Source organism: Gordonia phthalatica (assembly GCF_001305675.1).
Taxonomy (GTDB): Bacteria; Actinomycetota; Actinomycetes; order Mycobacteriales; family Mycobacteriaceae; genus Gordonia; species Gordonia phthalatica.
In genome coordinates, this window is record NZ_CP011853.1 from 1,561,977 (window position 1) to 1,588,011 (window position 26,035).

Sequence of the window (26,035 nt, forward strand, 5' to 3'; positions counted from 1 at the left end):
CGTGGCCGCGTCGGAGCCGGATCTCGCGCGACTGGTCGGTCTGCGGACTGTCAAGGGTGGCCACTACGCGGAGTTCCGCGGGACCACCGCACGTCTGAGCCGGGTGATGACCGCGCTGGAGGGGATCTCGAAGGCACTCGTCCAGACGGCGTCCGGGCCGGAGGCCCTGGTGATCGCGGTGGTCGAGACGGTCCGCGATCACCTCGGCGCGGAGTGGGTGCTGTTCGCACTCGCCGACGGTCACCTGGGGCAGACCGGACCGCGTCACCTCATCGCGTCCGGCGACGGCCAGATCATGGCGTTCGAGGGCGCCAGCGTCGCGCAGCCTCCGGCCGACCTGCCCGACCCGGTGCTCAACCGACTCAACGACGTGCTCCGCGGCGAGGACGAGATGCTCCGTGGTCCACTGGTCGGAGACCACCACATCCACGTGCCGGTGGAACTCGACGGGAGCATCGTCGGCGGCCTGTCGGCGTGGACCCCGGACGACACCGTGGTCGACCCCGCCGACCTCATGGTGCTGCGCATCCTCGCCGGTCAGGCCACAGTGGCGATGGTGAACGCGAGCCTGTTCGCCGAAGCCAATCGACGCGCCGAGGAGCTCGCGGAACGGAACGCGGAGTTGCTTCGCACCCAGCGGGAACTCTCCGCGGTCCAGCGAACCGCGCTGCTGAACGGCGAACGCTCCCGGATCGCCCGCGAACTCCACGACTCCGTCGGACAGTCGGTGCTGTCGGCGGGACTGCAGATGGAACTCTGCCGCGGCGACGTCGCCGGCCCGGCCGTCGAGCACCTCGACAAGGCCGTCCGGTTGACGCGCGACGCCATGGGACAGCTGAGGAATGCGATCTACACGCTCTCCGAGGCGCGGGCGCCGATGACGAGCATCGCCGAGACCCTCGACGAACTGTGCGCCCTCCACATGCCGGCCACGACGACGACGTCGGTCACGGTTCGCGGTCGACCGCGCGAGCTTCCCGGCGACGTCCAGCACGGCGTTCTCCGCATCGCGGGTGAGTCGCTCTTCAACGCCGCGGTGCACTCGGGTGCCACGGAAGTCGTGGTGACCTTCGGTTATGCCGAGCGTGAGGTCACGCTGTGGGTCGACGACGACGGGCACGGCGACCCAGACGCCTTGCGTGGAACTCTGCGTGCCGCGCGAGCCGGCGAACCCGCCGCGAGCCGCCATCGCGGACTGGCCAACATGGCCTCACGTGCCGAGGAACTCGGCGGCAGCCTGCGGATCCGCAGGTCACGCCTCGGCGGGGTTCGCATCGCTGCCGTTCTGCCGTATCTGGATGCCGACTCCGCACGTGGAGCGGCCGCCCTCAAGGAGACGTGATGAACCAACGTCCACCGGCACCGACGCCACCTGCGGGAAGGCCGATCCGCACCGTCCTCGTCGACGACCACGCGCTCCTGCGGGAGGGGCTGCGCGCCCTGCTCGATCGGGACGACGACGTCGCAGTGGTGGGGGAGGCGGGTTCGTTCGACGTCGCACTGGCAGAAGTCGCGCACTGCGCACCCGACGTGGTCGTGGTGGATCTCAAGCTGACGGCGGGGACCGAGTACGAGGGGCTCCGCCTGATCCGGGAGATCAGCAACCGCCATCCGCGCGTCGCGACGCTGGTGCTCACGACCTTCCTCGACGACGACGTCGTGGTGCGCGCGGTCAGGGCCGGCGCACGCGGCTATGTCGTCAAGGACGTCGACACCACCGAGCTGATCCGCGCCATCCGCACCGTCTCGACCGGCGGCAGCGCCTTCGACCCGCGCAGCGCCGCGATCGTGCTGCGCACGGTGTCGGGGGAGCACAACGTGGCCGCCGACCTCACCGACCGCGAGCGCCAGGTGTTGAAGCTCCTCGCCGACGGCAAGTCCAACGCTCAGATCGGCGGGACCCTCTTCATCTCGGAATCGACCGTCAAGTTCCACATCCGGAACGTGATCCGCAAACTCGGCGTCACCAAGCGCACCGACGCCGTCTACGTGGCCAGTAAGCGCGGCCTGATCTGACCGGCCCCGCACCTACTCCGGATCGATCACGAGCCACCCGCCGTGGTCGGCGAAGATCCGACTCGGCCCTGCCACCGCAGACGCCCAGTCGCGCAGGTCGTCTTCGCAGACCGTCCGCAGATGCCCGAAGTGCGGGCTCGCCTTCTCCTCGTAGGGTACGGCGATCACGACGCGTCTCCGGGCGACCCGGCAGGATTCGGCGATCGCTGTGTGCACGTCGCACGGTTCCAGGTGCTCCAACAGATGCAGAAGTGTCACTGTGTCGAAACTGTCGTCCGCGAACGGCAGGGCGCGAACGTCGCCGACGCGGGTCGCTACGGGTAAGCGGAGCTCCGTCGACGCGTCGTCGAGCAGTTCGAGGGCCCCGGCACAGATGTCGGTGGCGGTCACCCTCAGGCCGGCTCCCGCGCACTGCAGAGCGAAGAACCCGAAACAACACCCGACCTCGAGGACGGAGTCGCCGTCGATGAGCGACCGCGCCCGCCGATGGATGGGACTGAACGGGACGGATCCGAAGCGCAGCTCGGCCACCGAGTTGGCATAGAACGCTCGCCATGAGGCACGAGGATCGGGGCCGACGCTGGTGATGAGGCTGACCGCCGCCGCTTCGAAGTCGTCTCTGCCTGCGATGACTCCCTGCTCGACCAATGCGGACAGTTCGGAGACGACGACCGAATCGCTGATGTCGGCGGGGGAGTAGGAGTGGACCAGCTCGACGGTGTCGCCGGAACGACGCCACCGGAGCCGGCCGGACAGCTGGTACTCGTTCGCGCGGTCGTTCAGCTCGAGGTCGCCGAAACGGCGAACGATCATCGCGGTTCGAGAACCCGCAGACAGTGGATCGCCCAGCAGGGGATCGCGCAGCAGGCGATCGGTCAGCAGTGTGCTCATGCTCTGACGCTATGAGTCCGCATGACCTGCGGTAACTGGCCGACGGGGCGGTTCCACTGGCCGAAAGGACAGTTCCGCGCCCGCCCGTTCGGTACCGCCACGGCGCGCGGCAGTCGCTTGATCGACCAGGCGATTTGACCTTCCGGACGGACGTGCGTAACTTATTCCAGGTCAGCGCGACAGGCGCTGGCGGTGAAAAGCCCGGTCACGGCGGCGAGTTGCACTCGTTCCGGTCGGCCGGGTAGAGTAGCGGTCCTGCACATCGCGGAGTTCCTGTTCTTCTTCACGGAGGTTCGGAGCGGTGCGGTTTGCGGGGATTGTTCCGGCCTGGTAGGTTGGAAAGGTCGCCTCGGAGACGGGGAGATCGACGTTATAACTACAGATGTCTGTTTGGTCAGGTTCTATTTTTCTGGCTTTGTGTTGAAACTTTTGTTTCTGCATTTTTTGTTGGAGAGTTTGATCCTGGCTCAGGACGAACGCTGGCGGCGTGCTTAACACATGCAAGTCGAACGGAAAGGCCCCTTCGGGGGTACTCGAGTGGCGAACGGGTGAGTAACACGTGGGTGATCTGCCCTGAACTCTGGGATAAGCCTGGGAAACTGGGTCTAATACCGGATATGACCTCGCATCGCATGGTGTGGGGTGGAAAGCTTTTGCGGTTTGGGATGGGCCCGCGGCCTATCAGCTTGTTGGTGGGGTAATGGCCTACCAAGGCGACGACGGGTAGCCGACCTGAGAGGGTGATCGGCCACACTGGGACTGAGACACGGCCCAGACTCCTACGGGAGGCAGCAGTGGGGAATATTGCACAATGGGCGCAAGCCTGATGCAGCGACGCCGCGTGAGGGATGACGGCCTTCGGGTTGTAAACCTCTTTCGCCAGGGACGAAGCGCAAGTGACGGTACCTGGAGAAGAAGCACCGGCCAACTACGTGCCAGCAGCCGCGGTAATACGTAGGGTGCGAGCGTTGTCCGGAATTACTGGGCGTAAAGAGCTCGTAGGCGGTTTGTCGCGTCGTCTGTGAAATTCTGCAACTCAATTGCAGGCGTGCAGGCGATACGGGCAGACTTGAGTACTACAGGGGAGACTGGAATTCCTGGTGTAGCGGTGAAATGCGCAGATATCAGGAGGAACACCGGTGGCGAAGGCGGGTCTCTGGGTAGTAACTGACGCTGAGGAGCGAAAGCGTGGGGAGCGAACAGGATTAGATACCCTGGTAGTCCACGCCGTAAACGGTGGGTACTAGGTGTGGGGCTCATTTCACGAGTTCCGTGCCGTAGCTAACGCATTAAGTACCCCGCCTGGGGAGTACGGCCGCAAGGCTAAAACTCAAAGGAATTGACGGGGGCCCGCACAAGCGGCGGAGCATGTGGATTAATTCGATGCAACGCGAAGAACCTTACCTGGGTTTGACATACACCAGACGCAGTCAGAGATGGCTGTTCCCTTGTGGTTGGTGTACAGGTGGTGCATGGCTGTCGTCAGCTCGTGTCGTGAGATGTTGGGTTAAGTCCCGCAACGAGCGCAACCCTTGTCCTGTATTGCCAGCGGGTTATGCCGGGGACTTGCAGGAGACTGCCGGGGTCAACTCGGAGGAAGGTGGGGATGACGTCAAGTCATCATGCCCCTTATGTCCAGGGCTTCACACATGCTACAATGGCGCGTACAGAGGGCTGCGAGACCGTAAGGTGGAGCGAATCCCTTAAAGCGCGTCTCAGTTCGGATTGGGGTCTGCAACTCGACCCCATGAAGTCGGAGTCGCTAGTAATCGCAGATCAGCAACGCTGCGGTGAATACGTTCCCGGGCCTTGTACACACCGCCCGTCACGTCATGAAAGTCGGTAACACCCGAAGCCGGTGGCCTAACCCCTTGTGGGAGGGAGCTGTCGAAGGTGGGATCGGCGATTGGGACGAAGTCGTAACAAGGTAGCCGTACCGGAAGGTGCGGCTGGATCACCTCCTTTCTAAGGAGCAAACAACACTCCAACGCTGGTGCCGAATGCGCATCGGGTTGGTGTTTGTTCATGGGTGAAACACAAGAAACCATCATGATGCCGGCCGGAGACAATATGTTTGCGGTTGGTGGTGGTCTGGTCTCGGTGACGAGACTGGTGAACGTGTTGGGGTTGGTGGGTGTGTGTTGTTTGAGAAGTGCATAGTGGATGCGAGCATCTAGCCCAACTTTCGGTTGGGTTGTGTGTTCTGCAATTTCGATTCTGGTTTGTGCGATTCGAGTCTTAGTGTTCGGGTTGTATGAATGATTTTTTGTTTTGAATGGTGTCCACATTCGCGCCTTGCCGGCTTTGTGGTGGTTGGTGGGGGTGTGTTTGTGGGTGTTGTTGTAAGTGTTTTAGGGCGTTCGGTGGATGCCTTGGTACCAGGAGCCGATGAAGGACGTGGTAGGCCGCGATAGTCCTCGGGGAGTTGTCAAACGAGCTGTGATCCGAGGGTGTCCGAATGGGGAAACCCAGCACGAGTGATGTCGTGTTACCCACCTGTGAATGTATAGCGGGTGTGGAGGGAACGTGGGGAAGTGAAACATCTCAGTACCCACAGGAAGAGAAAACAAAATGTGATTCCGTGAGTAGTGGCGAGCGAAAGCGGATGAGGCTAAACCATGCGTATGTGATACTCGGTAGGGGTTGTGCGTGTGGGGTTGTGGGGTGATCGTTGGGTGTTCTACCGGACATCCGGTCAGTGATAAATCATTATGTTAGGTGAAGTGGCCTGGAATGGTCTGCCGTAGTGGGTGAGAGTCCCGTAACTGAAAGCATGGTGACTGGCTTCGATTTTTCCCAAGTAGCAGCGGGCTCGTGGAATCTGCTGTGAATCTGCCGGGACCACCCGGTAAGCCTAAATACTTTCTGGTGACCGATAGCGGACTAGTACCGTGAGGGAAAGGTGAAAAGTACCCCGGGAGGGGAGTGAAATAGTACCTGAAACCGGACGCTTACAATCCGTCAGAGCCTTGCACTTTTGGTGTTGGGGTGATGGCGTGCCTTTTGAAGAATGAGCCTGCGAGTTAGTGCTCAGTGGCGAGGTTAACCCGTGTGGGGTAGCCGTAGCGAAAGCGAGTCTGAATAGGGCGTTTGAGTCGCTGGGTCTAGACCCGAAGCGGAGTGATCTACCCATGGCCAGGGTGAAGCAGAGGTAAGACTTTGTGGAGGCCCGAACCCACTTCAGTTGAAAATGGAGGGGATGAGTTGTGGGTAGGGGTGAAAGGCCAATCAAACTCCGTGATAGCTGGTTCTCCCCGAAATGCATTTAGGTGCAGCGTTGCGTGTTTCTTACTGGAGGTAGAGCTACTGGATGGCCGATGGGCCCTACTAGGTTACTGACGTCAGCCAAACTCCGAATGCCGGTAAGTGAGAGCGTGGCAGTGAGACTGCGGGGGATAAGCTCCGTAGTCGAGAGGGAAACAGCCCAGATCGCCGGCTAAGGCCCCTAAGCGTGTACTAAGTGGAAAAGGATGTGGGGTTGCTGAGACAACCAGGAGGTTGGCTTAGAAGCAGCCACCCTTGAAAGAGTGCGTAATAGCTCACTGGTCAAGTGATCCTGCGCCGACAATTTAGCGGGGCTCAAGTACACCGCCGAAGCCGCGGCACTCACACATTTCATCGGCTTCACCCTTTGGGGTGTTGTCTAGTGGTGTGGGTGGGTAGGGGAGCGTCCTGCATCCGTGGAAGCAGCGGAGTGATCCAGTTGTGGAGGGTGTGGGAGTGAGAATGCAGGCATGAGTAGCGAAAGACAAGTGAGAAACTTGTCCGCCGGATGACCAAGGGTTCCTGGGCCAGGTTAATCCGCCCAGGGTGAGTCGGGACCTAAGGCGAGGCCGACAGGCGTAGTCGATGGACAACGGGTTGATATTCCCGTACCCGTGTATCCGCGCCCAGTGATGAATCATCTGTACTAACCATCCAAAAGCCGTTTTTGATTTCTTCGGATTTCTCTGATGGTGGCTGCGTGGGACCTTGGGTGTAGTAGTCAAGCGATGGGGTGACGCAGGAAGGTAGCTGGGCCAACTGATGGAATAGTTGGTGTAAGCCTGTAGGGAGAGACATAGGCAAATCCGTGTCTCACATATCCTGAGAGGTGATGCGTAGCCGTTGAGGTGAATTCGGTGATCCTATGCTGTCGAGAAAAGCCTCTAGTGAGTTGGTACACGGCCCGTACCCCAAACCGACACAGGTGGTCAGGTAGAGAATACTAAGGCGATCGAGTGAACTGTGGTTAAGGAACTCGGCAAATTGCCCCCGTAACTTCGGGAGAAGGGGGACCACGATCGGTGACGACATTTTCTGTCTGAGCTGGTGGTGGTCGCAGAGACCAGAGAGAAGCGACTGTTTACTAAAAACACAGGTCCGTGCGAAGTCGTAAGACGATGTATACGGACTGACGCCTGCCCGGTGCTGGAAGGTTAAGAGGACCGGTTAATCAACTTTGTTGGTGAAGCTGAGAATTTAAGCCCCAGTAAACGGCGGTGGTAACTATAACCATCCTAAGGTAGCGAAATTCCTTGTCGGGTAAGTTCCGACCTGCACGAATGGCGTAACGACTTCTCTGCTGTCTCAACCACAGGCTCGGCGAAATTGCAGTACGAGTAAAGATGCTCGTTACGCGCGGCAGGACGAAAAGACCCCGGGACCTTCACTATAGCTTGGTATTGGTGTTCGGTGCGGTTTGTGTAGGATAGGTGGGAGACTGTGAAGCCGGCACGCTAGTGTTGGTGGAGTCGTTGTTGAAATACCACTCTGATCGTATTGGGCTTCTAACCTCGGACCCTGATCGGGTTCAGGGACAGTGCCTGGTGGGTAGTTTAACTGGGGCGGTTGCCTCCTAAAGTGTAACGGAGGCGCCCAAAGGTTCCCTCAGCCTGGATGGCAATCAGGTGTTGAGTGTAAGTGCACAAGGGAGCTTGACTGTGAGACGTACATGTCGAGCAGGGACGAAAGTCGGGACTAGTGATCCGGCACCGGCAAGTGGAAGCGGTGTCGCTCAACGGATAAAAGGTACCCCGGGGATAACAGGCTGATCTTCCCCAAGAGTCCATATCGACGGGATGGTTTGGCACCTCGATGTCGGCTCGTCGCATCCTGGGGCTGGAGTAGGTCCCAAGGGTTGGGCTGTTCGCCCATTAAAGCGGCACGCGAGCTGGGTTTAGAACGTCGTGAGACAGTTCGGTCTCTATCCGCCGCGCGCGTCTAGAAACTTGAGGAATCCTGTCCCTAGTACGAGAGGACCGGGACGGACGAACCTCTGGTGTGCCAGTTGTTCCGCCAGGAGCACTGCTGGTTAGCTACGTTCGGAAGGGATAACCGCTGAAAGCATCTAAGCGGGAAGCCTGTTCCAAGATGAGGTTTCTCACCCACCCTTTGGGTGGGGTAAGGCCCCCTACAGACTATGGGGTTGATAGGCCAGAACTGTAAGCACAGTAATGTGTTCAGGTGACTGGTACTAATCGGCCGAGGACTTACCAACAACACTCACCACCATTTTTCAAGGATTGGTGAGTCGGAGTTGACGACGCACAATCATAGGTTCGCGCATCCACTATGTACTTCTGAAACAACACACCAATCCCCGTGTGGGGTTGGGTGGATAGTTTCATAGAGTTACGGCGGCTATAGCGGTGGGGAAACGCCCGGTCCCATTCCGAACCCGGAAGCTAAGCCCACCTGCGCCGATGGTACTGCACTGTAATGGGTGTGGGAGAGTAGGACACCGCCGAACACAATTTCAGGAAGCCCCTGACCACGACGTTGGTCAGGGGCTTTCCTCGTATCTGGACCCAGCCGGCGGCGGTCTCGATACTCGACGTCGCTCACTCCGTTCGCGTCGGCGAACTCGACCACCCTGGGTAGCGGCGGTCTCGACCAACCTGTGTAGCGGCGGTCTCGATACTCGACGAGCCCTCGCAAGCTCGGGTCGGCGAACTCGACCAACCTGGGTAGGGCTCGAGCACGCCGAACAGGCGTAGCCTTCGACGAATGTCGAGTGATACCGGGACACCGGTGGAGGATCTGGGCGGGCAGTCGAGCGTCTCGACCCTGGAATTGTTCTTCGATCTGGTCTTCGTCTTCACGATCACCCAACTCACCCACGCTTTCGTCGTCGAGCCGACCTGGGTGACGGCGGGAGAGGTGGCGATCGTCTTCTGCCTCACCTGGTGGATGTACAGCGGGTTCATTTGGCTGACCGGAGAAGTGGCGCCGTCGACGTCATCGCGGCGAACGATGCTTCTGGTGGGGATGCTCGGCTTCTTCGCGATCGCACTCGCGGTGCCGGACGCGGTGCACGGCAGGGGAGTCATCTTCGGGTGGGCGTTCTTCGGGGTGACGGTCCTTCACGCGATCGTGTACTGGACGGCGGGCGGGGCAGATTCCGGACGCGTCATCGGCCGCCTGCTCCCGATCAACCTGGGCGCGGCAGTGCTGGCGGTGATCGGCGGGTACGCGGGTGGTGCCGCCGGCTTCGCGTGGTGGGGTGTCGCGGTGGTGGCCCTCGCGTTCCTGCCGAGACGAACGGCATCGGCCGACGGCTTCATCGTTCGCCCGGGCCACTATTGCGAACGACACGGCGCGGTCGTGATCATCGCCGTCGGAGAGTCGATCGTCGCGGTCGGAGCCGGGCTGGCCGGGGTCCCGATGAACCTGCTGTTCTTCGTGGAGGTGGGTCTCGGGCTGACACTCTGCTACGTCCTCTGGTGGGCGTTCTTCGGGTTCGACCACGAGCGAGGAATCCGAGTGTTGGAGGCGCTGCCCGTCAAGGAACGTAACCGGCCTGCCCTGTACGCCTACGGGTACGCATGTGTCCCGATGCTGCTCGGCATCGTCTTCACGGCGGCCGGACTGGGTATGACGATCGCGCGCACCTCGTCCTCGGCGACGTGGGCGGAGGCGATCGCCCTCTCCGGCGGCGTCGCGTTGTACATGTTCGGCCAGGCGGGCTTCCGCGTGGTTCTCGGACTGCCGCGCCCGTGGATTCGTGCGGTCGCAGGCGTCATCGCTCTGGCGATCATCCCGATCGGCGCATTCGGTGAAGTCTGGATGGAACTGGTCGCGATCCTCGTCTTCGTCTACGCGGCGGTCATCGCCGATGACCTCCTCATCGGGAAGGAGGGGGAGCACAGTTCATATCTGTAACCGCCCTCGGCGACTGCCCGAACGGGTCAGAGACTCGGCGGCAGGGCTACGTACTTGGTGTTCAGGTACTCCTGGATGCCTTCCGAGCCGCCCTCCGATCCGAGACCGGAGGCCTTCACGCCTCCGAAGGGCGCCGCGGGGTCGGAGATGACTCCGCGGTTCACTCCCACGAGGCCGGCCTCGAGTCGACGGGAGACGCGCTGCACACGGTCGAGCGTCGTCGAGTAGAAGTACGACGCCAACCCGTAGTCGGTGTCGTTGGCGATCGTGATGGCTTCGTCTTCGGTGTCGAAGCCCTGAATGGCGGCGATGGGGCCGAAGATCTCCTCGGTGAGGATGTCGGAGCCGGCGGGGATGTCGTCGATCACCGTCGCGGCGTAGTAGAAGCCGTCACCGGGGAGCGATCGTCCCCCGGTGTGGACGCTGGCACCCTTGGCGACCGCATTGTCGACGAGTGCGGCCAGTCGTGATCGTTGACGGTCGTTGATGATGGGCCCCAGGTCGGTGGTCGTCTCCCATCCCGGCCCCACGGTGGTGGCGGCCATGCGCTCGGTCAGGCGCTTGGTGAACTCCTCGCGGACCGAGTTCTGGACCAGGATGCGGTTCGCGGACGTGCATGCCTCGCCACCATTGCGCATCTTGGCGGCCATCGCACCGTCGACTGCCGCATCCAGGTCGGCATCGTCGAACACGATGAACGGGGCGTTGCCTCCCAATTCCATCGATGACTTCAGGATGTTGTCGGACGCCTGACCGAGGAGGATGCGGCCGACCTGTGTGGATCCGGTGAACGAGACCTTGCGCAGACGCCGGTCCGCCATCACGGCGGCCACGACCTCCGGCGCGCGGAGTGTCGGGAGCACGGAGAGGACCCCGGCGGGGACGCCCGCGTCGGTCAGATCCTTGATCAACAGCATGGTGGTGAGGGGCGTGTCCTCCGACGGCTTGACGACCATCGTGCAGCCGGCGGCCAGAGCGGGTCCGATCTTCCTGGTGCCCATCGCGAGCGGGAAGTTCCACGGCGTCACGGCGAGGCAGATGCCGACCGGTTCCTTCGTGACAATGATCTGGCCGTTGCCCGAGGGCGCGGTGGTGACGCGACCGTTGATCCGGACGGCCTCCTCGGAGAACCAGCGCAGGAACTCGGCGCCGTAGGTCACCTCGCCCTGGCTCTCCGCGAGGGTCTTGCCCATCTCCAACGTCATCAGCAGGGCGTAGTCGTCTCGCTTGGCGGTGATGGCCTCGAACGCGCTCCGCAGGATCTCACCGCGGGTGCGCGGCGGCGTGGCGGCCCACTCGTCGGCGACCGCCTCCGCGGAGTCCAGCGCGCGGGCGGCGTCGTCGACCGAAGCGTTCGCGACGGTTGCGAGCACGTCGCCGGTCGCCGGATTGAGGACGTCGAACGTGGCGCCGTCGGACGCCGGGCACGACTGCCCGTCGATCCACAGTCCCGTCGGAACACTCTCCAGGAGAGCTGCTGCGGCGTCGGGGAGTGGGGAAACGGAAGGGGTGGAGGTGCTCATGATCCCGAGGGTAGTCCGGCGACAGGCCGCGGGTGGGGCACCGAGAACTGTCGGTCGCCTCCACTACACTCTCCGATGTGCGTCTCGTGATTGCCGATTGCCAGGTCGACTACGTTGGTCGACTCACCGCCCATCTCCCGATGGCCAAGCGCTTGATCCTCATCAAGTCAGACGGCTCGGTGAGCATTCACGCCGACGACCGTGCGTACAAGCCGCTGAACTGGATGAGTCCGCCGTGCTGGCTGGTGGAGGAGCCGCCGGCCGATGGGGTCGACGACATCGAAGCCGTGTGGGTCGTGGAGAACAAGGCCGGGGAGCAGCTCCGCATCAGCATCGCCGGATTCCACCACGACAGCAGTCACGAGTTGGGCCTCGATCCCGGGCTCGTCAAGGACGGCGTCGAAGCACACCTGCAGGAACTGCTCGCCGAGCACATCGAGACCCTGGGTGCCGGCTACACCCTGATTCGGCGCGAGTACATGACCGCAATCGGCCCCGTCGACATCCTGTGCCGCGACGCCGACGGGCAGACGGTCGCCGTCGAGATCAAGCGACGCGGCGAGATCGACGGCGTCGAGCAGCTGACCCGTTACCTGGACCTGCTGAACCGTGACTCCACGATCGCCCCCGTCGCGGGAGTCTTTGCCGCCCAGGCGATCAAGCCGCAGGCGAAGACCCTCGCGAACGATCGCGGAATCCGGTGCGTCGTCCTCGATTACGACAAGTTGCGCGGCACCGAGGACACCGAGTTCAAACTGTTCTGAGCGCCCCGACCGCTCAGGCCGTGGCCTGAGCGGCGGCCTCGGGTTCGTCGTCGGACTCGTCGCGCCGCGCGGTGCCGTAACGGTCGCTCTCGTAGTCCTCGATCGGATCGTCGTCGACGGTGTCGAGGACATCGGTCTTCTCCGACGGGGAGTCCCCGTCCTCGAAGCGGTCGCGGCCCTTCAGCGTTCGATTGAGGAGCGACAGGTCGTTGTCGCGGTCGAGGGAGACGAGCTCGCGCTCCTCGTCCGAGAGCTCGAGCGCGGCAGGCAGATTGCTGATGTGCTCGCGCAGCGCGTCGAGGTGGTCGAGGATCTGCTTGTGCGCGTCGTGTGCGGCTCCCGCGAGTTCGCGCGACCGGGCCAGCCGGTTCATCGAGATGTTGTGGGCGGCGCCGCGCAGCCGTGCCGCGTCCTCTTCGGCCGCGGCGATGATCTCCGCGACCCGGACCTTGGCGTCCTCCGCCTCCTGCTTGGACTTCTCCTCGCGTTCCTTGGCCTCGGCGTCGATCTCCGCAGCGCGCTTCTCGGCGGCGGTGATGAGCGAGTCCGCGTGCTCCTGCGCCAGCTCCTTGGTGCGGGTGGCTGCGGCCGCCGCGGAGGCACGGACGTCCTCGGCGCTCTGGCGAGCCACCGAGAGGGTCTCGTCGGCCTCCTCGCGGGCGTTAGCACGCATCTCCGACGCCTCGTCGGTGGCGAGCTGCAGCATGCGGGAGACGCGGTCGGTCATGCCCGCGACCGTGGTCGGCGGCACCGAGAGGGTGTTCACCTCGTCCTGCAGTTCGCGAATACGACGGCGTGCGTCATCGAGATGACTCTGCAGTTCGTCGGCGTTGGCATGCGCCGAGTCACGATCGGCGGCCATCATGCGCAATTCGGCATCGAGGACGCGGATGTGGTCGGTGACCTGGTCGCGGTCGTAGCCGCGCATGACGATGGGGAAGGGGCTCTGACGATGTCCGGGGGCTGACATGGGGCCAGTCTATGACCGATCGCGAAGCGTTGGGTGATCGGGCGACGGGGTGTTGAGCGGAGATTTGATAACGAATCTCCGTGCGCCCCGTCGTCGGGGTGGAATCGGGTGAAAGGGAACTAGTGGGCTGCGGCGGGCTCGACGAGTTCGAGCAGCACGCCGCCGCTGTCCTTCGGGTGCACGAAATTGATGCGCGAGTCGGCCGTACCGCGCTTGGCCTGCGGATACAGCAGTCGCACGCCGTTCGCGGTCAGGCGTCGCGCCACCTCGTCGACGTCGGTGACGCGGACCGCCATCTGCTGCATCCCCGGGCCGCTGCGACCGATGAACTTGGCGATCGTCGACGCCTCGTTCAGGGGCATCAGCAGCTGGATCAGCGTGTCGCCGCCCTCGGGTCCGATCATCGCCTCGCGGACGCCCTGCTCCTCGTTCACCTCCTCGTGCTGATTGACGAAACCGAAGTTGTCGAGCCACCACTGCGCCGAGGCGTCGAGGTCCGGCACGGCGAGTCCGACGTGATCGATCGCGGTCACGAGGTCGCTGATGGCGGCCAGAGCGCCGGTTTCGGTGGTCTTTGTCACGTCATTTGATGAGGAGTTGGTCATGCCATAACGGTAGCGTTGAGGGGAGTGGGGCGTCGCATCGCGGCCGCCCCTGAGCACGACCGCAGCTTCGGCGTGGCCGCCGTGGACTGCTGCCTCAAGCCAAGGAGCTGATACATGTCCGACAACACCACCGTGATCGTGTCCGGTGCCCGCACCGCACAGGGCCGCCTGATGGGCTCGCTCAAGAGCTTCTCCGCCGTGGATCTCGGCGCGGTCGCCATCAAGGGCGCACTCGCCAAGGGCAAGGTGGACCCGGCCCTCGTCGACTACGTCATCATGGGCCAGGTGCTCACCGCTGGCGCCGGTCAGATGCCTGCCCGCCAGACCGCCGTCAAGGCCGGTATCGGCTGGGACGTCCCCGCGCTGTCGATCAACAAGATGTGCCTGTCGGGCATCGATTCGATCGCCCTCGCCGATCAGCTGATCCGCGCCGGTGAGTTCGAGGTCGTCGTCGCCGGCGGCCAGGAGTCCATGACCCAGGCCCCGCACGTCCTGCCCGGCAGCCGCGGCGGCTTCAAGTACGGCAACACCGAACTCGTCGACCACATGGCCTACGACGGCCTGCACGACGTCTTCACCGACCAGCCCATGGGTGCGCTGACCGAGAAGGGCAACGACACCGACGGCTTCACCCGCGAGGAGCAGGACGCGTTCGCGGCCCGCAGCCACCGTCTCGCCGCCGCCGCGATCGCCAACGGCGTCTTCGACGACGAGATCGTGCCGGTCGAGATCCCGCAGCGGAAGGGCGAGCCCATCCAGTTCGCCGTCGACGAGGGCGTCCGTGCGGACACCACCGTCGAGTCGCTGGCCGGTCTGCGCCCCGCCTTCCGCAAGGACGGCACCATCACGGCGGGCAGCTCGTCGCAGATCTCCGACGGCGCCTGCGCCGTCATCGTCATGAGCAAGGCCAAGGCCGAGGAGCTGGGGCTCGAGTGGATCGCCGAGATCGGCGCCCACGGCGTCGTCGCCGGCCCCGACTCGTCACTCCAGGAGCAGCCGGCCAACGCCATCGCCAAGGCCTGCGCTCGTGAGGGCATCGACCCGAAGGATCTCGACCTGTACGAGATCAACGAGGCCTTCGCGGCCGTCGGCCTCGCGTCGACCCGCAAGCTCGGCATCGACCCGGAGAAGGTCAACGTGAACGGCGGCGGCATCGCCCTCGGTCACCCGATCGGCACCTCCGGCGCCCGCATCACCCTCCACCTCATCCTCGAACTCGCTCGCCGCGGCGGCGGTGTCGGCGTGGCCGCTCTGTGCGGCGCCGGCGGCCAGGGCGACGCCCTGATCGTGCGAGTCCCTAAGAAAGCTTGATCTCTCATGAATGACTTCTTCAACGTCTCGACCGCGGCCAAGCGGTTCCGACTGATCGCCGTCATCGAGGCGATCACCTGGGGTCTGCTGATCATCGGCATGATCGTCAAGTACGGCGCTGACATCGAGTCGGCGACCATGATCCCGGGCTCGCTGCACGGTGCGGCCTTCGTGGCCTACGTGATCATCACCGTCCTCACCGCCCGCACGCTGAAGTGGGACCTCAAGGTGACCGCTTTGGCGCTCATCGCCTCGATCCCGCCGTTCTTCAGCGTGTGGTTCGAGCAGTGGGCCAAGAGGAACGGCCATCTGGGCGAGCTGTCCGACTCGGAATTCTCCGTCGACGAGGATCGTGACACACTGAACGTGTGAGCAGACCTTCCCGACGCCAGGATCCAGCGAGCGCCGCGATCGCCATGTCCGGCGCAGTCGATCTAGCAGTTCTGAAGGAGCGGGCCGAGGCTCAGCGTCTAGCTGAGTCGCGGCCCGCTTCGTCGTCTCCCACCGGCGGAGACGCCGGTGCCGGTGACGGCGCCGCGGTGTTCGACGTGACCGAAGTCGACTTCGAGGAGCAGATCGTTCAGCGGTCGCTGCGGCAGCTCGTCGTCGTCGATCTGTGGGCCGCATGGGCCGAGCCGAGCAGTCAGCTGTCGCCGATTCTGGCGAAGCTCGCTCAGGAGTCCGGCGGTCGCTGGGTGCTGGCGCGCGTCGACGTGGATCGCAGTCCGCGCATCGCCCAGGCCTTCGGTGCGCAGTCCGTGCCGATGGTGATCGCGCTCGTGGCCGGTCAGCCGGTCGCGGCCTTCAACGGCGCGCAGCCCGAGGAACAGATCCGCGGCTGGCTCGATGACATCTTCGCCAAGGCCGGTCATCTGCTGCCCGAGGTGGAGGGCGCCGAACCTGCCCCGGAACCCGAAGCAGATCCCCGCATGGTCGCCGCCGAGGAGCTGATGAACTCGGGCGACATCGACGGCGCGCTGGACGCCTACCGCGCCATCGCCGCGCTGGAGCCCGACAACGTCGAGGCCGCCTCGGTGGTCCGCAACCTCGAGTTCGTGTCGCGAGCCCAGTCGCACGATCCGGCCGTCGTGACCAACGCCGAACCCGGCGACGTCGACGCCCAACTGGCGGCCGCCGACGTCCTGCTGCTGGGGCAGCGTCCCGAAGCGGCGTTCGATCGCATCATCGACGTCATCAAGGTGACTCGAGACGAGGAGCGCGGTCGTGCCCGGGCGCGGCTCCTGGAGCTCTTCGAACTCTTCGACCCGGCCGAGCCCTTCGTGGTGTCCGCCCGGCGGAAGCTGGCGACCGCGCTGTACTGACGCGGAGGGCTGTTGCAACGTCCTGCAACCCTTCCTGCGGACGGGCTCCGAGAGCCATCCTGACTGTGATGAGTCGCACACTGGTGCCTCACGCGGCGGATGGAGGAGAGATGTCTCAGAATCGGGTAGCGCTCGTCACTGGCGCTGGACGTGGAATCGGTGCCGGCATCGCGCGGCGGCTCGCGAGCGATGGTCTGGACCTTGCACTCGTCGACCTCACTGAGGAGGCGCTGTCGGACACCGCGTCGGCGGTGGAGGCGAGCGGTCGCAGAGTCGTTCGGATCGGCGCGGACGTTTCCGACCGTGACTCGATTCTCGCCGCGGCGGATCGGGCTCTCGACGAACTGGGTCGCCTCGACGTCATGGTGAATAATGCCGGCGTTGCGCTGGTCGGCCCCGTCACCGAAGTGAAGCCGGAAGACCTCGAACGACTGTGGCGGATCAACGTCAACGGGGTGCTCTGGGGGATTCAAGCCGCGGCAGCAGCGTTCCGGAAGCAGATCGATCGGGGCGATGAGCGCGTGGTGCGCAAGATCATCAATGCCTCGTCGATCGCCGGGCACGACGGCTTTCCGATGCTGGGACCGTACAGTGCGACCAAGTTCGCGGTCCGCGCGCTCACGCAAGCCGCTGCGCGCGAGCTCGCCGACGAGCAGATCACCGTCAACGCATACTGTCCCGGCGTGGTCGGCACCGACATGTGGGTGGAGATCGATCAGGCCTTCGCCGACCTCACCGGGGCCGCAGTCGGCGAGACGTACGACAAGTTCGTGGGTGGGATCGCATTGGGGCGAGCGCAGACTCCGGAAGACGTCGCGGCGTTCGTCTCGTATCTGGCGAGCACCGATTCGGATTACATGACCGGGCAGGCCGGCCTGATCGACGGCGGGCTCGTCTTCAGGTGACGGGCGTGAAGAACACCGCCGACGCTGCCGGGAGCGTGATGGTCGCGCTGTAGGGACGACCGTGACTCGGCTCGTCGACCGCGACGATCTGCCCCAGGTTCCCGACGCCGTGGCCGCCGTACTCGACGGCGGCGGTGTTCAGGACCTCGCGCCACACGCCGCGGACGGGGAACCCGAGGCGGTAGCCGTACAGGTCGCGGTCGGAGAAGTTGAAGACGCAGGCGACGAGGCGGCCCTCGGTCCGCGCGTGCTCGTCGGCGCGGCGCAGGAAGCCGATGACGGTGTTCCTGGTGTCGCGGGCGTCGAGCCAGTCGAAGCCGCGGGCGTCGTCGTCCATCGCGTGCATCGCGGGGAGGTCGGCGTGCAGCCGTGCGAGATCGCCGGCCGCGAGCATGATGCCTGCATCCGAACGGTCCCAGTCGAGGCCGCGGTCGTCGGCCCATTCGCGTTCCTGCCCGAACTCCTGCCCCATGAACAGCAGCTTCTTGCCGGGATGAGCCCACTGGTACGCGAGGGTGAGACGGACGTGCGCGGCACGGTCGCAGCCGTCGGGGATGCGGGTCACGAGGGTGCCTTTGCCGTGCACCACCTCGTCGTGGCTGATCGGCAGGACGTACCGCTCGGCGGTGGCGTGGGTGAGCGAGAAGGCGACGTGCTCCTGCAGTTGCGCGCGCTGAGACGGCGGGCGGGAGACGAACGACAGGAGGTCGTGCATCCACCCGAGGTTCCACTTGAAGTCGAAGCCGAGGCCGCCGCGCGCGGTGGTCGTGGTGACACCGGGCCACGCCGTCGACTCCTCCGCGATCATCAGCGCTCCCGGGCACGCCGCGTGGACGGCGTCGTTGAGAGCGCGGAGAAACGCGACCGCCTCGTCGTTCTCATTGGTGCCGCGGGCGTTCGGCCGCCACTGGCCGTCGCCGCGGGAGTAGTCCAGGTACAGCATCGAGGCGACGGCGTCGACGCGCAGCCCGTCCAGGTGGAACTCCGTGCACCAGTAGACGGCGCTCGCGATCAGGAAGTCGCGGACCTCGGGGCGGCCGAGGTTGAAGGCGTACGTGCCCCAGTCGGGCTGCTCGCGACGGAGGGGGTCGGCGTGCTCGTAGAGGGGAGTGCCGTCGAACTCGCCGAGCGCGAACGGGTCCTTCGGGAAATGGGCGGGCACCCAGTCGAGAAGCACGGCGACGCCGCGCGAATGCAGATGGTCGACGAAGAAGCGGAAGTCGTCCGCGGTGCCCCAGCGGCCGGTGCACACGAAGTACGACCCCACCTGGTAGCCCCACGACCCGCCGTACGGGTGCTCCGTGACCGGCATCAGCTGGACGTGGGTGAAGCCGAGCGCGGCGACGTGGTCGGCGAGCTGCACGGCCGCCTCGCGGTATCCGAGTCCCGACCGCCACGAGCCGAGGTGGACCTCGTAGATCGACATCGGTTCGGCCGCCGGACGACGATGCGGGCGGGCGGTGCACCAGGCGTCGTCGGACCAGACGAACTCGGAGTCTGCGGCGATCACCGACGCGGTCTCCGGAGGGCATTGCGCCGCGCGGGCGAGAGGATCGGCCTTGTCCCGGACGATCCCGTCCGCACCGACGACCCGGAACTTGTACGACATCCCCGGGCGCGCACCCGGCACGACCGTCGTCCACACGTCGTCGGCACCGCGGCACATCGGGTGATCGACGGCGGCCCACTCGTCGAAGTCGCCGAACACCGTCACCGCGCGCGCGTTGGGAGCCCACACGGAGAAGACCGTGCCGTCGGCGCCGCTGTGTGCGCCGAGACGACGCCACAGCGGAACCACAGCGGCTTCGTTCACGATTTCGCGGCGCCGGTGGTCAGGCGGGACAGGGCGGCGCGCACGGCCTTCGGATCGGTGGTCCGCCAGAACGGCGGCAGGCTCGCGAGCAAGTACCCGGCGTAGCGGGCCGTCGCCAACCGGGAGTCGAGCACGGCGACCACACCGCGGTCCTCGGTGGCGCGCAGCAGACGGCCGGCGCCCTGCGCCAGCAGCAGTGCCGCGTGATTGGCCGAGACCGTCAGGAAGCCGTTGCCGCCGCGGGCGTCGACGTCGCGCTGCCGGGCCGACAGCAGGGGGTCGTCGGGCCGCGGGAACGGGATGCGGTCGATCATCACCAGGCGCAGCGACGGGCCGGGCACGTCGACGCCCTGCCACAGCGAGAGCGTGCCGAACAGGCAGGTGGCCTCGTCGGCGGCGAACTTCTCGATGAGGGCGGAGGTGGCGTCGTCGCCCTGACAGAGGATCGGGAAGCCGACGCGGTCGCGCAGCTTCTCGGTGGCCTCCTTGGCCGCCCGCATCGAGGAGAAGAGGCCCAGCGTACGACCGCCGGCCGCATTCATCAGGTCCACCATCTCGTCGAGCGTCCCCTCGGCGATGCCGTCGCGTCCGGGAGCGCGCAGGTGCTTGCCGACGTAGAGGATCGCGGAGCGCGGGTAGTCGAACGGGCTGCCCGCGTCCATGCCGCGCCAGCCGGCGCCGTCGGAGTCCTTCTCCCCGTGGGCGGGAAGTCCCCAGGTGCGGGCGAGGGCGTCGAAGTTGCCGCCGATGGTCAGCGTCGCCGAGGTGAGGATGACGGTCGAGTCGGTGAACAGCGAGGTGCGCAGCAGGCCCGCGACGGACAGCGGGGCGATCCGCAGGGTCTTGCGGACGGTGCTGCGGAAGCGGTCCTCCGACAGCCAGACCACGTCGTGGCGCTTGGTGACGTCGGCCTCGCCGAACACGGTCAGGACGCGGACGACGGAGTCGTGCAGCGAGTCGGTGGCGCTGATCGCCATCTGCCGCGCGGCGGCGGCCTCCGGATCCGACCCGGACGACGGGGCCGGACCGATGGCGTTGCGGGCGTTCCACAGGCGGTCGCGGAGCGACGCCAAGATCTCGGGTGCGCCGTTCGGCAGGCGCGTCCACTCGCCCTTCGGTGAGTCCTCGAGCAGCAGTTCCAACTGCTCGCCGGCGCCGACGAGGGCGTCGGCGGTGGCGTCGTCGATCAGCTTCCCGAGGCGTCGGGCCACCTGGGTGACGCCCGCGGCGGAGATCTCCTCGGTGGTGACCGACGTGATGCGGTCCACGAGCTCGTGGGCCTCGTCGATCACGACGACGCGATGCTCCGGCAGGATCGTCGCCGGGCTCATCGCATCGATCGCGAGCATCGCGTGATTGGTCACGACGATGTCCGACGAGCCGGCCTTCTTCCGGGCGAGCTCGGCGAAGCAGTCCTCGGCGTACGGGCAGTTGTTGGCGCCCAGGCACTCGCGGGAGGTGACGCTGACCTGCCGCCACGACTGGTCGCTGACGCCGGGGGAGAGGTCGTCGCGGTCGCCGGTCTCGGTGTCCGACGTCCACTCGCGCAGGCGAGTGACCTCGCGGCCCATGCGAGAGAGGTCGAAGGCGTCGAACAACTCGGCGTTCGGATCCTCCTCGGCGATGCCGGAGTGGATCTTGTTGAGGCACAGGTAGTTCGCGCGACCCTTGAGGATCGCGAACGACGGCTCCCGACCGAGTGGTTTGGTGAGCGCCGCGGTCAGCCGCGGAAGATCGCGTTCGGTCAGCTGGCGCTGCAGGGCGATGGTCGCCGTCGAGACGACGACCGTCTCGTTGGAGTCGACGGCGTGCCGCAGCGACGGGACCAGGTACGCGAGGGACTTGCCGGTGCCGGTCCCCGCCTGGACCGCGAGGTGATGCTTGTCGTCGATCGCCTCGCCGACGGCCTCGGCCATCGCCAGCTGACCGTCGCGCTTCGTGCCGCCGAGCGAGGTGACGGCGGAGGCGAGCAGATCGGCGACATCCGGGACGCTCACCGCGCCGCGGGGTCTTCTGCCGGGATGCCGGTGTGCGCGAGGGCTCCGACGAGTTCGACGCCCGCCTCGCGGAGGGTGTCGAACGCAGTGGCGGTCGTGGCTTCGGCGACGGCTGCGGTGTAGTCCAGCAGCACACGTGTCCGGAAGCCTGCGTTCGCGGCGTCGACCGCGGTGGCGCGCACACAGTGATCGGTGGCGATGCCGACGACGTCGACGTCGGTCACCTGATGCTGGTTGAGCCAATCGGCCAGACCCGTGCCGTCGTCATCGATGCCCTCGAAACCCGAGTAGGCCGCCATGTACTCGCCCTTGGAGAAGATCGCCTGCACGGGTTCCACTGCGAGGTCGGGGTGGAAGTCGGCGCCCGGTGTCCCGACGCGGCAGTGCGGCGGCCAGGTGTCGACGAAGTCGGGGCTGTCGGAGAAGTGCGCCCCGGGATCGACGTGGTAGTCGCGGGTGGCGACGACCACCGGATACTCGGCGGGGAGGGCGTTGATCGCGGCGGCGACGGCACCGCCTCCGGCGACGGCGAGCGACCCGCCCTCGCAGAAGTCGTTCTGCACGTCGACCACGACCAGTGCGCGGACCTTCATCGACTCTCCGGTTCGTTCAGATAGCGGGTGGGGATGGCGGGATCGCCGTGACTGAGCCCCAGCCCTTCCCACGGCAGCGTGACGAGACCGTGCGCGACGTGCTTGCGGGATTCCTCCAGTGTAGGCAGGTCTTCGACGCGGTCGCCGCCGCGCACCAGCGGGATCTGCAGTTCGCTGACGTCGAGGCCGTCGGTGCCGGGGATCGGTGCCGCGGCGACGCCCGGCTCCGGGCGGGTGGAGTCGCGCAGCAGGATCTCCTCGACGATGGTGCCGGTGGAGCGCGCGGCACGGACGGCGCGCTTGGCGCCGCCGTGGCTCTCCTTGCGGCTGGAGCGCTTGGCGACCGGCACACCGTCCACCTCGACGAGCTTGTAGACCATGCCCGCGGTGGGGGAGCCGCTGCCGGTGACCAGCGACGTTCCGACTCCGTACAGGTCGACCGGCTCGGCGCGCAGCGAGGCGATCGCGTACTCGTCGAGGTCGCCGGAGACCACGATCTTGGTCTTGGTGGCTCCGAGGTCGTCGAGCTGCTGGCGCACCTGGCGGGCCAGGACGCCGAGGTCGCCGGAGTCGATCCGGACGGCGCCCAGTTCGGGTCCGGCCACCTCGATCGCGTTCTTGACGCCGGTGGTGATGTCGTAGGTGTCGACGAGGAGCGTGGTGCCCACGCCGAGGGCGTCGATCTGCGCGGCGAACGCCGCACGCTCGTCGCTGCCGTCGGCGTGCGCGAACGACAGGGTGAACGCGTGCGCAGCGGTGCCTGCGCTGGGGACGCCGTAGGTGCGGGCGGCCTCCAGGTTGCTGGTCAAGTCCACCCCGGCCAGGTACGCGGCGCGGGCCGACGCGACGGCGGCCTGCTCGTGGGTGCGTCGACCGCCCATCTCGATGATCGGCCGCCCGGCGGCGGCGTTCACCATGCGGGCGGCGGCCGACGCGATGGCGCTGTCGTGATTGAGGATCGACAGGATCAGCGTCTCGAGGATCACGGCTTCGGCGAATCCACCGCGGACGGTCAGAATCGGCGAGCCGGGGAAGTAGAGCTCGCCCTCCCGGTAGCCGTCGATCTCGCCGCCGAACCGGTAGTCGGCCAACCAACCGAGGGTGTCGTCGTCGAGCACCGGACGCAGCGCGTCGATCTCCTCGGGGCCGAACCGGAAGTCGTCGAGCGCGTCCAGCAGACGGCCTGTACCTGCGACGATGCCGTAGCGGCGGCCGTCGGGGAGGCGTCGAGCGAACACCTCGAAAGCACAGCTCCGGTGTGCGGTCCCCGCCTTCAGGGCGGCGGAGAGCATGGTGAGCTCGTATTGATCGGTCAGCAGCGCGGTACTGGTCACCTTCGCTACCCTATTACTCATGGCGCTGGATGAGGCGACACCAGGTACGAGCACCGGTACCGCGGTGGCGGAACCGGAGGTGGTCCACGACCGCCCATGGGTGACGTTGGTGTGGGACGACCCGGTGAATCTGATGAACTACGTCGCTTACGTATTCCAGAAGATCTTCGGCTATTCCGAAGAGAAATCGAAGGCACTGATGATGCAGGTGCATACCGAAGGCAAGGCCGTCGTCTCCAGCGGCGACCGCGCGAAGATGGAGGCCGACGTCCGCAAGCTGCATGCGGCGGGCCTGTGGGCGACCATGCAGCACGACTCCTGATGCGGACCTGGCGACGCACCGGCGTCGGCGAGGACGTCCGGATCTGTTCGAATCTCGAGACCTACGAGTGCCAGCTGCTCGCGTCGATGGTCGAGTCGATCACCGAACTGCTGACCGAGCGCGCCGAGTCCGCCCCGCGCGACGAGCTGTCGGCGCTGACCGGCATCGTCACGGGCCACACCCGTGCCCCGGACGACGTGACGCTCGGTCGACTGCTGCCCGACTTCCACCGTCCGGACCAGGAGCCCGAGCTGGTGGCCGGGCCGATCGCCGGCGATCTCAACGGTGGGCTGCGGAGCGTCAACGAGCCGCACATCATCGACGCCAAACTGGCGGCGGCGCGCGTCGTGCTCGAGACCCTGCCGAGTGGCGGCGGTGACGTCTCCCTGACCGAGGTGCAGGCCGACGGCTGGCTGACCGCCCTCACTGACATCCGGCTCGCACTCGGGGCGATGCTCGGCATCACCGACGAGCCGTCGAAACTTCCGCCCGACCACCCGCATGCGGCGCACCAGGACGTCTACGACTGGCTGTCGGTGGTGCAGGGGCTGCTCGTGGAGGCGTTGATGGCGGGCCAGTGGACGCAGCCGGAGGATCCGTCGCAGGGCGACTGGGGCCAGGACGACTGGGGTCAGGGAGGGTGGTGACCGGTGGGCATCGATTCGACCGCCGGTAACCGGCTGACCGACGTCGCGGGGATCTCGGTGGGGCACTACCACCGGCTCGACGACGACGTGACGGTCGCGACCAACGATGAGCCGGGTTCGGGGTGGGCCACCGGCACCACCGTCGTCCGACTGCCGCACGGTACGGCCACCGCCGTCGACGTGCGCGGCGGTGGCCCGGGCACCCGGGAGACCGATCTGCTGGACCCGGTCAACACCGTGCGCGGGGCCGACGCGATCGTCCTGACCGGCGGCAGCGCCTACGGTCTCGCCGCGGCCGACGGCGTGATGCTGGGGCTGGAGGCCACCGGGGCCGGACTGCCGATGGATCGGCAGGGGCACGTGGTGCCGATCGTCCCCGGCGCCGTCATCTTCGATCTGCCCGTCGGCCGCTGGGAGAACCGTCCGACCGCCGACTTCGGCGCGCGAGCCCTGGCGGATGCGCGCGTCGCGTTCCAGATCGGCACCGTGGGTGCCGGGGTCGGCGCGCGAGCTGGAGCCCTCAAAGGCGGCGTCGGCACCGCGTCGATCACCATCCCGAAGGGCCCGGCCACCGGCCTGACCGTCGGTGCGCTCGTGGTCGCCAATCCGGTCGGCGGCGTCATCGATCCCACCACCGGACTGCCGTGGGGCGCCGACGACCTGGACCTGCATCGTCTCCACGCGCCGAAGCAGCTGGAGGTGCGACGGCTCGCGGAGCTCACCGCGAAGGGAACGGTCCTCAACACCACGATCGGCGTCATCGCCACCGACGCCACCCTGTCGGTCGCGAACACGAAGCGCCTCGCGATGTCCGGGCACGACGGCCTGGCCCGCGCGGTCCGGCCCGCGCACTCACCGCTCGACGGCGACACCCTTTTCGCGGTCGCGACAGGGGAGAAGCAGGCGGCCGTCGACGAGGACGTCGAGGTGCCGGTCGGCATGGATCAGGACACGCCGGTGGTCGCCGCGCTGGCCGAGGCGGCCGCGACCGTCGTGCAGCGTGCGATCGTCTCCGCGGTGGTGTCGGCCACCGGCATCGCGGGGATCCCCGCGTTCCGCGACGTGCTCGTCTCCGCGTTCGGGGAATAATCCGACCGACTCCGGCCGTTGCATCGAGTTGAACGCTCGGACGCGAGGAGGCTCGGTGCTGCAGATCAGCCAGGAACTGGTGGACGCCATGGTGTCCCATGCGCGAGCGGACCATCCCGACGAGGCGTGCGGCGTGATCGCAGGAGCCGAGGGCTCGGACGTCCCGACCCGGTTCATCCCGATGATCAACGCCGAACGATCACCGACCTTCTACCGGTTCGACTCCGGTGAGCAGTTGCGCGTGTGGCGCGAGATGGAGCGGGCCGACGAGGAACCCGTCGTCGTCTACCACTCGCACACCGCGACCGAGGCGTACCCGAGCCGCACCGACGTCTCGTACGCCGCGGAACCGCAGGCCCACTACGTGCTGATCTCGACCCGCGACCCCGAGCGCGCCGACGTGCGCAGCTACCGGATCCTCGACGGTGTGATCACCGAGGAGCCGGTCGTCGTCGACGGCGTCGAGCTGCCGCCCGTTTCCGCAGAGACTTCCGAGAAGAGCAGGAGCTGATCATGGCGATCACCGTGTCCATTCCGACCATCCTCCGCCCGTACACCGGCGACGTGAAACGCGTCGAGGCGTCCGGCGGGAACCTGGCGGAGCTGATCGGCGACCTCGAGGCGAACCACAGCGGGATCGGGGAGCGGCTCGTCGCCGACGGCGCTCTGCACCACTTCGTGAACGTGTACGTCAACGACGAGGACGTCCGCTTCACCGGCGGGCTCGACACTCCGCTGTCCGACGGCGACGAGGTCACCATCCTCCCGGCCGTCGCCGGCGGCCGCTAGC

General features: G+C 65.9%; 21 protein-coding genes and 3 rRNA genes. 16 read left to right on the forward strand and 8 right to left on the reverse strand.

What is annotated here, in order from left to right; all coding sequences use genetic code 11:
• Position 1: 1 nt before the first annotated feature.
• Positions 2 to 1,342 (forward strand): MadS family sensor histidine kinase, encoded by a 1,341-nt coding sequence (locus ACH46_RS07275; protein ID WP_062392325.1) that lies wholly within the window; start codon positions 2 to 4, stop codon positions 1,340 to 1,342.
• The gene (locus tag ACH46_RS07280) at positions 1,342 to 2,016 is read left to right on the forward strand and encodes a MadR family response regulator transcription factor (protein WP_062392326.1); all 675 of its coding nucleotides are present in this window, start codon (positions 1,342 to 1,344) and stop codon (positions 2,014 to 2,016) included. Before ACH46_RS07275 ends, ACH46_RS07280 begins: the two co-directional genes overlap by 1 nt.
• A gap of 12 nt (positions 2,017 to 2,028) precedes the next feature.
• On the opposite strand, the gene mftM is transcribed toward ACH46_RS07280, so the two are convergent.
• Positions 2,029 to 2,907 carry a mycofactocin oligosaccharide methyltransferase MftM gene (gene mftM / locus ACH46_RS07285; protein ID WP_226995794.1) on the reverse strand — a complete coding sequence of 293 codons (879 nt, stop codon included), beginning with the start codon at positions 2,905 to 2,907 and terminating at the stop codon, positions 2,029 to 2,031.
• A gap of 444 nt (positions 2,908 to 3,351) precedes the next feature.
• On the opposite strand from mftM, the gene ACH46_RS07290 reads away from it, so the two are divergent.
• The 4 genes from ACH46_RS07290 (at position 3,352) to ACH46_RS07305 (ending at position 10,050) form a co-directional block, all read left to right on the forward strand.
• Positions 3,352 to 4,872: ribosomal RNA gene (locus ACH46_RS07290) — 16S ribosomal RNA — on the forward strand.
• Positions 4,873 to 5,247: 375 nt separating this feature from the next.
• A 23S ribosomal RNA gene (locus ACH46_RS07295) occupies positions 5,248 to 8,386 on the forward strand.
• 135 nt (positions 8,387 to 8,521) lie between these two features.
• Positions 8,522 to 8,638 (forward strand): 5S ribosomal RNA (rrf, locus tag ACH46_RS07300).
• Together the 16S, 23S and 5S rRNA genes form the textbook arrangement of a ribosomal RNA operon.
• A 257-nt stretch (positions 8,639 to 8,895) precedes the next feature.
• Positions 8,896 to 10,050, forward strand: coding sequence for a low temperature requirement protein A (locus ACH46_RS07305; protein ID WP_062392327.1), 1,155 nt, complete (start codon positions 8,896 to 8,898; stop codon positions 10,048 to 10,050).
• A gap of 26 nt (positions 10,051 to 10,076) precedes the next feature.
• Here the strand turns inward: ACH46_RS07305 and ACH46_RS07310 are convergent, their stop codons facing one another.
• Positions 10,077 to 11,573 (reverse strand): NAD-dependent succinate-semialdehyde dehydrogenase, encoded by a 1,497-nt coding sequence (locus ACH46_RS07310; RefSeq protein WP_062392328.1) that lies wholly within the window; start codon positions 11,571 to 11,573, stop codon positions 10,077 to 10,079.
• Positions 11,574 to 11,650: 77 nt separating this feature from the next.
• On the opposite strand from ACH46_RS07310, the gene nucS reads away from it, so the two are divergent.
• The gene (nucS, locus tag ACH46_RS07315) at positions 11,651 to 12,337 is read left to right on the forward strand and encodes an endonuclease NucS (RefSeq protein WP_062392329.1); all 687 of its coding nucleotides are present in this window, start codon (positions 11,651 to 11,653) and stop codon (positions 12,335 to 12,337) included.
• A gap of 13 nt (positions 12,338 to 12,350) precedes the next feature.
• Here the strand turns inward: nucS and ACH46_RS07320 are convergent, their stop codons facing one another.
• Positions 12,351 to 13,307: a hypothetical protein gene (locus ACH46_RS07320; RefSeq protein WP_062392330.1), complete on the reverse strand. Its 957-nt coding sequence runs from the start codon at positions 13,305 to 13,307 to the stop codon at positions 12,351 to 12,353.
• A 119-nt stretch (positions 13,308 to 13,426) separates the two neighbouring features.
• Positions 13,427 to 13,912 (reverse strand): methylmalonyl-CoA epimerase, encoded by a 486-nt coding sequence (gene mce, locus ACH46_RS07325; RefSeq protein ID WP_062392331.1) that lies wholly within the window; start codon positions 13,910 to 13,912, stop codon positions 13,427 to 13,429.
• Between the two features lie 114 nt (positions 13,913 to 14,026).
• Here mce and ACH46_RS07330 point away from each other — a divergent pair, with 114 nt between their 5' ends.
• From ACH46_RS07330 to ACH46_RS07345, 4 genes are all read left to right on the forward strand, one after another.
• Positions 14,027 to 15,223, forward strand: coding sequence for an acetyl-CoA C-acetyltransferase (locus tag ACH46_RS07330; RefSeq protein WP_062392332.1), 1,197 nt, complete (start codon positions 14,027 to 14,029; stop codon positions 15,221 to 15,223).
• 6 nt (positions 15,224 to 15,229) lie between these two features.
• Positions 15,230 to 15,595: a DUF3817 domain-containing protein gene (locus tag ACH46_RS07335; RefSeq protein WP_062392333.1), complete on the forward strand. Its 366-nt coding sequence runs from the start codon at positions 15,230 to 15,232 to the stop codon at positions 15,593 to 15,595.
• 44 nt (positions 15,596 to 15,639) lie between these two features.
• The gene (locus ACH46_RS07340) at positions 15,640 to 16,545 is read left to right on the forward strand and encodes a tetratricopeptide repeat protein (protein ID WP_193392973.1); all 906 of its coding nucleotides are present in this window, start codon (positions 15,640 to 15,642) and stop codon (positions 16,543 to 16,545) included.
• Between the two features lie 110 nt (positions 16,546 to 16,655).
• The gene (locus ACH46_RS07345; protein ID WP_062392334.1) at positions 16,656 to 17,450 is read left to right on the forward strand and encodes an acetoin reductase; all 795 of its coding nucleotides are present in this window, start codon (positions 16,656 to 16,658) and stop codon (positions 17,448 to 17,450) included.
• Here ACH46_RS07345 and glgB read toward each other — a convergent pair.
• The 4 genes from glgB to ACH46_RS07365 are packed head-to-tail and all read right to left on the reverse strand — an operon-like array spanning position 17,443 to position 23,145.
• Entirely contained in the window at positions 17,443 to 19,263 is a 1,821-nt protein-coding gene (gene glgB / locus ACH46_RS07350; RefSeq protein WP_062392335.1) for a 1,4-alpha-glucan branching protein GlgB, read from the reverse strand. The genes ACH46_RS07345 and glgB overlap by 8 nt on opposite strands.
• Positions 19,260 to 21,260, reverse strand: coding sequence for an ATP-dependent DNA helicase (locus ACH46_RS07355; protein WP_062392336.1), 2,001 nt, complete (start codon positions 21,258 to 21,260; stop codon positions 19,260 to 19,262). The genes glgB and ACH46_RS07355 overlap by 4 nt, the downstream gene beginning before the upstream one ends.
• Positions 21,257 to 21,853, reverse strand: a complete 597-nt coding sequence (locus ACH46_RS07360) for an isochorismatase family protein (protein WP_062392337.1) — start codon at positions 21,851 to 21,853, stop codon at positions 21,257 to 21,259. The genes ACH46_RS07355 and ACH46_RS07360 overlap by 4 nt, the downstream gene beginning before the upstream one ends.
• Positions 21,850 to 23,145: a nicotinate phosphoribosyltransferase gene (locus ACH46_RS07365; RefSeq protein WP_236995126.1), complete on the reverse strand. Its 1,296-nt coding sequence runs from the start codon at positions 23,143 to 23,145 to the stop codon at positions 21,850 to 21,852. The genes ACH46_RS07360 and ACH46_RS07365 overlap by 4 nt, the downstream gene beginning before the upstream one ends.
• Before the next feature lie 61 nt (positions 23,146 to 23,206).
• On the opposite strand from ACH46_RS07365, the gene clpS reads away from it, so the two are divergent.
• Genes clpS through ACH46_RS07390 form a run of 5 tightly spaced genes read left to right on the forward strand, consistent with a single transcriptional unit; the run spans position 23,207 to position 26,034 of the window.
• Positions 23,207 to 23,509 (forward strand): ATP-dependent Clp protease adapter ClpS, encoded by a 303-nt coding sequence (gene clpS, locus ACH46_RS07370; protein WP_193392954.1) that lies wholly within the window; start codon positions 23,207 to 23,209, stop codon positions 23,507 to 23,509.
• The gene (gene aosR, locus ACH46_RS07375) at positions 23,509 to 24,156 is read left to right on the forward strand and encodes an oxidative stress transcriptional regulator AosR (RefSeq protein WP_062392340.1); all 648 of its coding nucleotides are present in this window, start codon (positions 23,509 to 23,511) and stop codon (positions 24,154 to 24,156) included. Before clpS ends, aosR begins: the two co-directional genes overlap by 1 nt.
• Positions 24,157 to 24,159: 3 nt before the next feature.
• A complete protein-coding gene (locus ACH46_RS07380; protein ID WP_062392341.1) occupies positions 24,160 to 25,245 on the forward strand; it encodes a P1 family peptidase in 1,086 nt (361 codons plus the stop codon).
• 55 nt (positions 25,246 to 25,300) lie between these two features.
• On the forward strand, positions 25,301 to 25,756 hold the full coding sequence (locus tag ACH46_RS07385) for a M67 family metallopeptidase (protein WP_062392342.1): 456 nt from the start codon (positions 25,301 to 25,303) through the stop codon (positions 25,754 to 25,756).
• 2 nt (positions 25,757 to 25,758) lie between these two features.
• Entirely contained in the window at positions 25,759 to 26,034 is a 276-nt protein-coding gene (locus ACH46_RS07390) for a MoaD/ThiS family protein (RefSeq protein ID WP_062392343.1), read from the forward strand.
• Position 26,035: the final 1 nt, after the last annotated feature.